This is a genomic window from Limnohabitans sp. TEGF003 (assembly GCF_055395455.1).
Genome location: NZ_AP029225.1, coordinates 2,457,524 through 2,470,237 on the forward strand (window position 1 = coordinate 2,457,524; position 12,714 = coordinate 2,470,237).

Here is a 12,714-nt window from a genome sequence, read left to right on the forward strand (position 1 = left end):
TCACAGCACCTGGTAAGCGTGCAACTGCTGTTGGGTCAACGTTGTGTATTCGAATGCTGCATCCGACACCAAGACGCTGGAGCCATCGGAGGCCGTGGCCGTGGTGCGGCCGGCCTCGATCACGCCGATGGCAGGCTCACGCTGCACACCATCGCTTTCCAGGTTGATCTCTTGAATGCCCCAATCAAGTAAATCACGCAGTTCGCCCACATCACTCACGCCGTTGCCGTTGGCGTCTTGCCAGACACCGAACTCGGCAAACTTCGCGTCCTGCGCGTTCAGCACGCCGTCGCCGTTGCTGTCAAAGCCCATGCGCAGGCCTTCCAGGTCGGTGTTGCCGCCGTACAGTGTGAAGGCGTACTGGCTCTGGTCATGCACCTGGCCGTTGCCAAACTTGTTCCAAACCAGCACACCGTCCTCGCGAGCCGCCCAGGCGCTGAAGTCCAGCTGGCCATCGATGTTCACGTCCATCAGCTGATGCGTGTAGCTGATCGTGCCGTCGCCGTTCAGGTCGAACACGATGGGGGCCACGTTCATGCCCACGCTCACGCCGCTCGTCACGAACACCTGTGACATCGTGGGCTCGTTGGTGTAAACGTTGTAGGTGATGCTGCCAACGCTGACCGTGCCGCTCAGTGCCCACACGCCATTGGTTCCCTTGAGGTTGAGCACATCGGTGCTACCCCCCTCCACCACCAGCTGGTTATAGCCCATGGTGCTTTGCAGCGTGTAAGTGCCGCTGCTCCAGGTGCGGCCGTCTTCGCTCAGGCCCAGGTGGATGGTGTTCATGCGGCCGACCATGTCGTTCACATCACGCGCTGTGAGCGTCAGCGTGTTGGCCTGGCCATTGGTGCCGTCCAGGTCGATGCGCTCAATACTGTTGATGCGGCTGATGCCCATGCCACCCATGCTGTCGATATTGGTGATGGCCGTCAGGTCCAGACTTGCACCAACACTCAGTCGCAGTGTGTCGTAGCCTGCACCGCCGTCTACATAGGCCTTGGGCGAACTTGTGCTTGGGTTGGCCAGGTTGGTCACGTCGCTGTCGATCAGAACGACGGTATCGTTGCCACCGCCTGCGTCAAAACGGTCCACACCACCACCGCCCTCCAAGGTGTCAGCGCCTGCGGTGCCCACCACTTGTTCGTCGAACGCAGTGCCGGTACCCATGGCAACGTAGCCAGACACGTACTTCTGGCCCCCATAGACGATGTAGGTGTTGCCATAGGCGCCCACACCTTTGGCCGCGACCAGCAAGTCATCGTAGCCGTCGCCGTTCAGGTCACCGCCGTTGGACACGCTATAACCGAGCTGGCTGGTTGCGCTGGGGCCGTTGATCACAAAGCCGCCGTTGCCATTGGCCAGATCGGTGGCCTGCACGGTGGTGTTGTTGGCCTTGCCGTAGACCACATAAGCGCTGCCCGAAGTGGAGCCGTTGGCGTTGGCGTTGTTGGCCCCCACCACCACATCGGCCAGGCCGTCGCCGTTGAGGTCGCCCGCATACGACACGTCATTGCCGAAACTTCCCGCGCTGGCGCTGATCTTGAAGCCAGCAACGGTGCTGCCAACGCTCGTAACGTTGACCGTGGTGCCCGCCAGCGAAGGGCTGCCGAACACCACATAGGCCGCATTGGCCCCGCGTGCACCGACGATGAAGTCGGCGATGCCGTCGCCGTTGACGTCGCCCGCGCCAGCCACCTGGTAAGCGTAGTCTGCGTTCGCATTGCCCAGGATTTTGAACCCACCTGTTCCAAGATTGGAAATGTTGAGGCTGCCCGTCTCGGTTCGCCCGAACACCACGTAGTCCATGCCCTGGTTGATACTCCCGTAACCACCGATCAGCACATCCGACAGGCCGTCACCGTTAATGTCACCCAGATTGGTGACCGAATTGCCAAAGTCAGCGCCTCCGTTGTGGATGGCCAATCCCAGGGCACCTGCACTGGTCAGATCGCTGAAGCTGGTGTAGGTGCCGGCCTGGATCGTGTTGCTGTAGATGACATAGGCTCTGGCACCACCGCCCGCCCCTACCAGCAGATCGGCCATGCCGTCACCGTTGAAGTCACCTGCAGTAGAGACGTCACTGCCAAACTTTTCCGCCCCGATTTTGTCGTCGATCATGAATCCGGATGTGCCCATGCTGGAGCCAATGGTCACTGTGGCGCCATCAGACTTGCCATACACCACATAAACAGCACCGCTCTGGCTCCCCTCAACGGGCCGACCAACAATCAGGTCGGACAAGCCGTCACCGTTGAGGTCACCCGCATAGTGCACCACATTCGTGCCACCTCCGGCATCGTTGATGGCAAAGCCCTGGGACGCTGACATGGTGGCCAAGTCCAGCGGCATGAGGTTGCCTGAATTGCCAAACACCACATAGGCTTTGGTGTCGGCCAGAGTCTGGTCAGGGTAAGCCGACACGATGAAGTCATCGATGCCGTCACCGTTCACATCACCCGCATACGATATGTTGTAGCCCCCGTTGGTGATGGCCGTGCTCGTCAGGTTGGTGGGCGTCAGGGGCACCGAGGTGTCGTTGATCGTGACCGGCTGGCTGATCGTGCCCACCGTCATGGTCAAGGTCTCGGCCCCTTCGGTCAGCTTGTCGGCCACGATGGGCAGCGAGATGGTGAAGCTCGTCACACCGGCGGGCACGTTCAAGGTGCCATTCGCGTTGAGCGTCACGCCATCGCTGAAAATGGCACTGGCGTAGTCAGCAGAGGTGAGACCTGCACTGCCGCTGATGCTGTAGGCCAGTGCACTGTTGCCGTTGGCGCCACTCAAAGTGACCGTGCCCACCAGCACAGTGCCCTCGTTGATGGAATCGGGGGTGTTGAAGGAGAAGTCAGTCACGGGGGGCAGCTCGCCCTGCAGCGTGGCCACTTCCTGGCTGAACGCCGTCTCGCCACCGCGGATGCTGACGTTGATGCGCTCGGCTTGGTCGAGCGTGCCGCCGGTGTTGTCGGTGCCGGTGTTGTCCACCGCCACCACGCTCAGGCTGGCGTAGGCGCTGGCGCTGCCCCCCCAGCGCACCAGGGTGTCCTTGCCCAGGTACAGGGCCGAGCTGACGCTGGCGCTGGTGATGTTGACCCAGCTGCTGCCGTTGTAGTACTGCCAGTAGCTGCCGTTGTTGCTGCCCGCGCCGGTGATGGCGTAACCGGTGACTGCGCCATTCGTGTCGAGGCTGTCGTTGGCCTGCACAAGACTGAAAAGGGTGACCCCGTTTGTATCGGTCACGTTGTATGCGCCCACCTGCACATCAGAGATCAAAACGAATGGACCGATGGTGGCTGAAGGGGAGTTGGCATGTTCGATCTGTACGTTGTGTACTTTTCCGCTGATGCTGACCAACACCGAACCACGGTAAGAATCAGTGGAACTATCTGTGTTGCTTATCAGGGTGACAGATCCATCGGCATTCACAGTGAACGTGAAGTATTCACTACCCGTTGAGAAGTTATTTTCCGACAGGTTAATCCTGTTGCCCGCTGCATCAAATGCCGAAACCCGGACGATGTCTTGCCATTGAGCTGTATCAATGTCGTTGATTCTGAACCTGACGTTTCCGACCTCCTTGAGGATATTGCTGTTGGTCTCGTAAAACTTGAAATTGGTTCTGGACAATTCTGGACCCGTTCCACCTTCAACCATTAGGCTCGAGTTGGTTGAGAACGATTCACCAGGAGCCACATAGACAGATCTGTCATCTGTTCCCAGATTTTTCAGTCCTTGATCCGAATTCGATGTGTTGGTGTTGACCGTTTGCGTGGTCATGCGGTAACTGCTCTTGTCAATGGTGTAAACATCGCCAAAGGTCAATTTCCTCAAGCTCCCAACATCGTTCATCCAGCTCACCATCTGACCTGCGCTGCTGGTGGTCAGGCTGGTGCTCTGAATCACCGGCGCATCGTTCGTGTCCACCGTCACGCTGAAGGTGTTGCTCTGCGCGCTGACGTTGCCGGCCGTGTCGGTGGCCACCGCCTTGACGCTGTAGCTGCCCTGTGCCAGCGGCGTGGTGGGGGTGTAGCTCCACTGGCCGCTGCTGTTGGTCAGCGTCTCGCCCAGCAGCGTGCTGCCGTTGTAGAGCTTGATGCTGCTGTTTGCCTCGGCCGTGCCCTTGAAGGTGGGCGTGGTGTCGTCGGTGGTGCTGCCGCTGGCAAAGTTGCCGGTGGCACTGCCCACGTTGTCGGTGTAGCTGGCCACGGTGGTGCCGGTGGGCGCGGTGGTGTCGATCACCAGCTGGCTGGTGGTGCCACTGTAGGCGGTGCTGCCGCCGTTGGTGGTCACGTTGACCACGCTGCCGTTGACCAGGCTGGCCGAGCCGCTGGCGCCGGAGTCGTCCACCAGGCGCACGGTCAGCGCGCCGGGGGTGGCTGGTCCGTTGTAGCGCACCAGGGTATCGGCGGCCAGGAACACGGCGGCCGAGTCGCCGGTGCTGCTGGGCAGCGCCGTCCAGCTGCTGCCGTTGAACCATTCGTAGCCGGCACTGTTGCCGGTGACGACCACGCCCTTGAGGGTCTGGCCGGCGTTGGCGTCGCTGAAGGCGACTTCGAACAGGCTGGCCACGGTGGCGGCGTCGGTCAGGGTGGCGGCTGCGCCGGCTGTGGGGGTGGCGTTGTTGCTCACGCTCACGCCGCTGGCCACGAACACGGTGGCACCCTGGTAGCTGTAGGCCACGTAGTTGGTGCCGCTGACAAAGCCCCAGGCGCTGCCGTAGCTGGCGGCCAGGCTGGCACCGCTGGCGGTGGCGCCTTGCGTCCAGCTGCCCACCAGTTGCAGGGCATCGGGTGTGGCACCGCCGTCACCGTTGACGACCACCATCTTGGCCTCGTTGGCCATGGTGTTGGCGTTGTCGGTCACTTGCTGGCCCATGCGGGCCACGGCGGCGGGGTCGAGCTTGAGCGTGTTGACCACGCCGGTGCTGCCGCCGAGGTTGAACACACCAAAGTTGCCGACATTGGACGCCACGGTGGCGCTGGTCAGGTCGAGCGTGCCGGCCGAAGTGGTGGACAGCGTGAGCGTGTTGATGCCCGTGCCGCCGCCCAGCAGCATGGTGTTGCTGTTGCCCAGTTGGATGAGGTTGTCGTTGTTGATGATGACGGTGTCGTTGCCCGCGCCAGCCAGGATGCGGTCGGCGCCGCCATTGGCGGTGAAGGTGTCGTCCAGGTCGCCGCCCGTCAAGGTGTCGGTGGCGTTGGAGGCACCACCGGTCTGCACGATGGCACCGGTCGGGCCAAAGTTCATCACCTTGAGGCTGTGCTCACTGTTGTATGTGCGGTTGGCCACCTCGTCCTGGTAGCTGACCTGGAAACCGCCGTTGTCCAGCGCCAGCAGGCTGATGCTTTCCAGACTATCTTGGTACGAAGACGAAGCCTCGTCCACCATGAAGAAGGGCACTTTCACGCTGCCGTCCGGGTTGACGATCATGGCGAACACACCGTACTTGCCCGTGGCATTGACGGTCGCGATCGCCACGATGACGATGCTGCCGTCCTTGAGCTGCACCACATCATTCGGGAAGCTGTATTGGTAGGTGTAGCCCGCAGGCACCACATTGGAAATCCGGTACTCGAACAGGTTGTCCACGCTTTGGGTGAGCGGATTGACCAGCATCAGTATGAGCGCTTCGCCGGAGAAGGCATCCACGCCACTGCCCAGAACCGCCAGCTTGCCGTTGCTGAGCAAGGTGGTCTGAATGTTGCCGGTGCTGTAGACAAAGTCCAGATCGAAACTGACGGGTGTGAGACTGCCTGGCGCAAAGTGCATCAGCTTGACGTAGCGGTCAAAGTCCCCTTCGAGGGTGAGCACAACACTGCCGTCAGCCAGCAGGACCGGGTTCAGGTTGCTGTAGAAGCTGAACCCTCCGGTGAGGACTGTCGGCCCTTCCAGAATGGCGCCCGTGCTGGCATTGACCTTGAGCGAAAAAACGGTGGTGTCGTTGGTGTAAACGACGGCCAGGGTGTTGTCGTCGATCAACCAGTTGGACGTCATGTACACGCCGGTGATGCCGCTGTAGTTGATGGGCGTTTGCGGTACACCGTTGGCACTCACACGCGTGAGCGTGAGGGTGCCGTTGTTGATCTTGCCATCGATGTTACGGGCACCAGTGATGTAGAAGTTGCCCAGGCTGTCAGGGCTGAGGCTGACGCCTGCCGTCTTGTCGCCCCAGCCGCTGGTCAGGGTGTCGCTGGACACATTGGTGGACAGGATGGCCCCGGTGGCCGAATCCACCACGCTCACGGCGCCCGTGGTCAAAGAATTTTCCGGCACTCCGCCAGCAGTCCACTGTGTGCTGTTGCGTTGGACGATATAGGTCTTGTCGCCCACCTGGTAATGCGCTGCATAAGTGAGGTAAGGGCTGCCAGCCGTGAGGACATCCGTGCCTGCGGGCGCAGGCGCTGCACCGAAGTACTGCGTAGCCGTTGCGCCCTGCCCGGCCACGCCGGTGCTGACGCTGGTGTAACTGCCGCCGGCCACGCTCACGCCGATGGCATCGCTGCCGGTGGACGGTGCGGTCACGACCAGGGTGTACTGGGTGTCAGACACCTTGGTGAAAGCGCCCTTGGTGCCGGCGCTGATGCTCACGTCATCGGCCGTGAAGCCGCTCACCGCCTCGTTGAAGGTGAAGGTGAAAGTCACGTCGCTGCTGTTGGCGGCGCTGCTGGCGCTCACGTTGTCGGTGATGCTGACCTGTGACACCGACAGCGCGGCCAGCGGGCTGCTGATGCTGCTTTGCAGCACATTGGGTGCGGTGTTGGCATCAGCCTGCAGGCCGATCTTGTACTCCAGGGCCGCCGAGCCGATGTTGCCGGCTATGTCTTCCACGCGGGCCAGGTAGCGGACCTGGGTGTTGTAGGCCGTGGTGTTGGTGGCGTCGTCAATGGTCCAGGTGGACTGCCCGCCGGCGTTCACTGTCACGGTGGCGTTGCCGACCTTGACGAGCGCGTTGACCCAGCTGCTGCCGTCCCACTGGTAGTACACGCTTTCATTCATCTTGGGCTTAGTCAGCAGGGTGCTGCCGCTGTAGACGCTGAAGCTGTAGGTGGAGGTGCGGACCACTTCGACGATGTCGCCGGCGTTGGGGGCCGTGGGCAGGTAGATGTTGGCCGCGTAGCCACCGTCAATGACGTTGTAGGTGAGCTTGCTGTAGCCACTGGCAATCTGGCCTGGGGCGTTGTTAACCTGGGTCTGGCTGACGGCACCGGTCATGTCGGGCGAGCGGTAGACGACCAAGCTTTCGTCGCTGGCCAGCGCGGTGCCGGCAGTGGCCCCGCCCAGCATGCCGATGACGGTGGGCGTGAGGTCGTCGGTGGTGCCGCCTTTAGCCACCGTGCCGGTCTGCAAGCCGTAGTTGTCGTTGATGCTGGTGGTGACCAGGCTGGGGCTGGAGACGGTGGTGTCGACCGTGACGGTCAGTGCCGGGCTCTTGCCGCTTTCGTTGCCGGCAGCGTCGGTGAGCGTGTACGTCAGGGCATACTCACCGCTGGACAGCGGGCTGTTGGGCGTGAGGAGGCCGGTCAGCGGGTCGTAGGTGGCAGCGACCTTGACACCATCGACATACAGGCTGGGCAGGTCGGACTGACCAGCGCCGATGTTCAGAACCGGCGTGGTGTCGTCGGTGACGGATGCAGTGCTGGCCGCATTCTGGATGGTGCCAACGTTGTCGACGAAGTTCTGCGGTGCACTGCCCGGGTTGGTCGGGGCTGTGGTGTCAATCCAGAGGCCGCCGGTCTTGTTGCCGTTGGCGTCGAACTGCTGGGCATGAACGGTGTAGTCGCCGAGGTATTGGTCACCGTATGTCCAGGTGACGGCAAAGCCGCCGTCGGCCTTGGGCACGACGCTGGCGAACCATTGCCAGTTGGCGGTGTCGGTGTTGACGTTGAGGGCACTGCCCAGCGGCGTGCCGGTGTTGCTGAAAATCTGGCCCTTGAGGTCATAGCCTTTGTTGCCGGCCATGTCGTATTCGGCCCAGATGGCAACGATGCGCCCGTCGCTCAGGAAGGTGACGTCGCCGTAGCCTTCGTAGCCACCCGCGGAGCGGGTGTAGACCGGAATCTCGCCGGTGCGGGCGCTGCCGTCGGCGTTGAAGATGCGCAGGTTCTGCGCCAGAGACATGCCGTCCTGGCCCCAGGACATCCACGAGACGACATACGAGCCGTCGGTGTGGGTGCTGATGGCCGGCTGCACCTGGTTGTTGGTGCTGACGGTGCTGACCTGGGCGGCGCTGTTGGACGCGCTGAGGTTGGCGTTGAAAGTCTGCGCGTACACGCCGGTGCCGTCGCCGTCACCCAGAGCTTGCCAGGTGACGATGAGCTTGCCGTTGGTGCCGGCCGCGATGTCGAGGTCGCGGTTGGCGCCATAGGTGCCGTTGATCGGACCGGAGGCAGTGAAGCTGGCCAGCTGGGTGGCGCTGGTCTTGAGGCTGCCGTTGGCGCCGTAGACGCTGCCCCAGACCGTGCTGGTGCCGGCGTTGTCTACACGCCAGACCACGGCCACATCGCCATTGCTCAGGGTGGTGGTCTGAACGTTGCTGCCCGCATTGGCCACGTTGAATTGCGGCACGGTGACGCTGCCCGTGTTGCCAATGAACACGCCGGCCACGCCGCCGGTTTCCACTTCGGTGGCCACGAAGGCACCGCCGGGCACCGCCGTGACGTCGGGCAGGATACCCGTCTGGCTGATGACAAAGCTGCCACCCAGGGGCAGGCCCTTGGCGTCATAGAGGCGGCCCACGGTGTAGGTGTCGTTCGTGCCGGTGCCCCGGTAGTAGACGACCAGGGTGTTGCCGTTGTCGAGCTGGACGACCTTGGCGTCGGTCTGGGCGTTGAGAGTGTGGACCGGCACTTGCTGCTCGGTGCTGTAGCCGAGCTGGGCGCTGTCGCTGATGACGCCGCTCAGCGTCTGGCGCACCTGGATGCTGCCGGCGCTGTACTGGCCCTGGGGCAGCACGAAGCTGGTGCCGGAGCCGGTGGCCCAGGTCTGGCCGTTGTCGGTGCTGTACTGCCAGGTGGCACCACCGACCAAACCACTGACGTTGATGGTGCCATCGGCGGTAATGCCGTCAATGGCCAGCCAGCCGCTGTCGCTGGACAGCGACAAAATGGGTGCCTGCAGGCTACGGTTTAGCGCAAATATGCTGGTGGTGCTGGTGGTGCTGGTCGGGCTGATGTTGCCCACTGCGTCGGTCACGGTGGCCACGACGGTGTAGTTGCCGTCTTCGTCAATGGCACTGGTCGGAATGGTGACCGGCGCGGTGCCGTTGGTCACGTCTGCCGGCAGCACGGTGTACACGAATTGACGCAGATCGCCGCTGGGGTCAGTGACAGTGAGAGTGATCACATCACCAGCCAAAGTTCCCGCAGGCAAGTCGACAGTGGTTTGCACACCATCGGTGGCCTTGGTGGCGTTGATCCCACCTTGCAAGGCTTCGGTCACGCTCAAGGTTGGTGCGCCGGTGGACTGGGTGTCGACCGCGTAATTGCCCGAGGTGACCAGCGCGTTGGCGTTGCCTGCCGCATCGGTCACAGCGCTGGCATTGAGCTTGATCACATTGGTGCTGTCTTCCACGGTCGAATTGGGCGTGAAGGTGGCCGTCCAGGTGATGCCACCGTCGGTGCTGACAGGGGTGCCAAGCGTGCCGTTTTCGACCACGAAGTCGCCCGCCGTGAGGCCGGTGACGGCTTCGCTGAAGGTGATGGTGGCGGTGGCTGTCTCGTTGGCCGCCAGCACGGTGTCGCTCAGCGTGATGGTGGCGGTGGGCGGCGTGGTGTCGGTAAAGCTGACGTTCACGTCGTTGTCGACCAAGGCCTGCGCCTGGGTGGTGCTGTGGTCATAGACCTTGTAGGTGATACTGTTCTTGACGACGTCGCCCTTGTAGGTCCAGACACCGGCCAGGCCGGTGTTGCCCAGCACGCTGTTGCTGCTGAAGCCGTCGGTCGCGAGCTCGTTGAGCACCAGGCTGTCGCCCACTTGGCCGTTGACCACGAACTGGACTTTGCCCGCGCTGCTGGTGGCGCCGTTTTGGGCATTGCTCACCGAGGTGAAGTCGTAACCCGAAAGGTTGGCACTGCCCAGAGACAGCACGCTGTTGGCCGACAAGGTCAGCTTGCTGCTGCCGCCCTGCATCTCGAAGACTTCAACCTCCTGAATAGGCTTGACCGTCTGGTTGCTGGTGATGGCCGTCACGTCCAGTTGGGTGCCTGCAGCGAGCTTGAGGGTGTCCACCCCGGCGCCGCCGTCGATGCGACCGCCTGAAGCGAGGACGCTTTGCAGTGCTGTGGCTGTATTGGCCGTGATGGTGTCATTGCCCGCAACCGAATCAAGTGCGTCTTTGGTGTAAGTGAGGGCGGCGTCGTTGCCGGCGGTCACGCCGTTGGGCATGCTGTTCGCCACGAGCGTGCCGTTGGTGGCTGGTGCATTGGTGGCGAAGGAAACGTTGTCGACAATCACATCGCCATACGACTGTGGGGCACCTGTGTTGAGGTTGGTTCCCCAAAGCGACAGGGTGATGGTCTTGGTGCTGGTGGCGGTATAGACGACGGTGTAGTGACCGCTCTCCTTGTTGTTGACGTTGTAGATGGTCAGCGAAGTGCCGTCCACATCCGTACCCAAACTTCCGCCACCCGCAGTGCCATCACCCAGGTTGGTGGCATAGTCGAGCTTGAAGGTGTAGGTCTTACCCGCTTCCACCTGGGCCGTGGTCTGCCAGAACACGGCCTTGGTGCTGCTGGCAATGTTCGCCATTAGCACGTTTCCAGCCATGGTCCCGTCAGGGTTGGCCACAGCGGCAATGGCCTTCTTGGTCCAGCTGATGTTTGTAGCCGTGCCTGAGGTCGTGGTATTGGTGATGCCTGTGTTCAGGACGGGTGAGCCAATGCCAGCATTACTGGTCGCGACGTCGTAGTTGACGTTGTCAACCCAGGTCACACCAGGCGCGGTAAAGCCGCTCAGTGCATCGGTGCTGAAGTCGCCGTTGCTGAGCTGGGTGGCGCCGGATGAACTGGTCACAGTCCAAAGAGTGGAGTACACGCTCTGGTTACCCGCCGTGTCCACTTGCACCGCCGAGAAGGTGTGGGCGCCTGCCGTGGGCGCTGCGATGGTGGCTGTCCATTCGCCACTGCCGTTGGCCGTGGTGGTGGCCACCAGGTTGCTTCCGGTGCTGTCGTACACGTAAACCGTGGCGTTGGCTTCGCTGTTGCCGGTGACGGTGGTGACCGTGTTGGCGGTGCTGCCGCCCGAGCTGATACTGGTGCCGGCGCTGTCTTTGACGCTGGTGATCTGGGGGGCTAACGCGCTCAGGTCGGCGTTGACGACCTGCGTCTGCACAGGGCCACTGTTGCCTGCGGCGTCCACCACTTTGGCGGTATAGGTCCAGCTGCCGCTGTAGCCGTTGGTGTCGGTGATGGCCCAGACGGTGCGGGCGGCGTTGAGCGTGGCGTAACCGATGAAGGTGGCGCCGTTGTCGGTGTAGACGGCGACCTGTTCACTTGCAGCCAGCGCTGCGCTCACGGTGCCCGAGACCAGACGGCCGGCGCTGGCGTCGGACGTGGTCCAGTCGGCGGTCGCTGTGCCCGTGCTGGTGTCCTTGGTCATGCTGGAGTAGCTGACCATCTGATCAGGACGGGTCACATCGCGCACCAGCGTGGGGCCGTTGGTGTTGACCACGTTGCCCGCAGCGTCGTAGAGCTTGACGCTGACCACACCGCCTGCCGTGATGGCGGCCTGCAACTCGCTGGTGGAGGGCGAACCGTCGCTGGTGGTGAAGCTGACGCTGGTGTCCCCTGACCCGATGTCAGCGTCGGTGCCCACGAGGGTGCCGTTCACATAGAACTCGGCCTTGCCGCCCGTGGCTTGTTCAGCAGTGATGCTGGCGGTGATGTCCAACGCGGTGTTGGTGCTGTTGAGCGTGTTGGCCACGACAGTGCCGCCACTGGGGGTGACGGTGACGCTGGTGGCGGCGCTGGGCGCTGTGGCGTCCAGCGTGAAGCTGGTGCTGCCTGCGCTGCTGGTGTTGCCTGAGGTGTCGGTGGCCACTGCGCTGACGGTGATGGCACCGTCGCTCAACTGGCTGGCGCCCGCACCGAGATCGCTGGCCGACAACTGGACAGACTGCGCACTGCCTGTGCCAATGACGGTCTTGGTGACGGTGGAGCCGTCTGCATCGGTGAAGGTCACGGTCACGGTGGCGCCGGCCTCGGCGGTCACAGTGACCGCGCCAGTGGGTGCTGTGGCTTCGGCCAGGTTGGCACCGTCGCTCACGCCCGTGCCCAGTGCCAGTGTGGGCGTGGTGGGCGCGGTCAGGTCGGTCGTGGTGACCGTGGTGGCCGGACCGGTGTTGCCAGCGGCGTCGGTGGCCGTGACGCTGTAGCTGCCGGTCAGCGGGCTGGGCGCTGCGGCCAATTCGAGGCTGAAGGCACCGGTGGTGGCATCGGCCATGGTGGTGTGGGTCACACCGGCAGGGTCGGTGATGGTGACGGTGCTGCCCGGCTCGGCGGTGCCGCTGATGGTGGGCTTGCCGTCGCCGTCGGTGTCTTTGACGGTGACGCTGGTGGGGGCAGCTGGTGCGGTCAGGTCGGTCGTGTTGACCGTGGTGGCCGGGCCGGTGTTGCCTGCGGCATCGGTGGCCGTGGCGCTGTAGCTGCCGGTCAGCGGGCTGGGCGCTGCGGCCAATTCGAGGCTGAAGGCACCGGTGGTGGCATCGGCCGTGGTGGT

General features: G+C 62.9%; 1 protein-coding gene (running past one end of the window). It reads right to left on the reverse strand.

The window, feature by feature from the left end:
* Positions 1-12,714, reverse strand: the 3' portion of a protein-coding gene (locus ACZ5RT_RS11935) for a beta strand repeat-containing protein (RefSeq protein ID WP_464452599.1). Its footprint extends 17,484 nt past the window's final position; 12,714 of the gene's 30,198 nt are visible here — the last part of the coding sequence; the start codon falls outside the window, past its right edge; it ends in the stop codon at positions 1-3.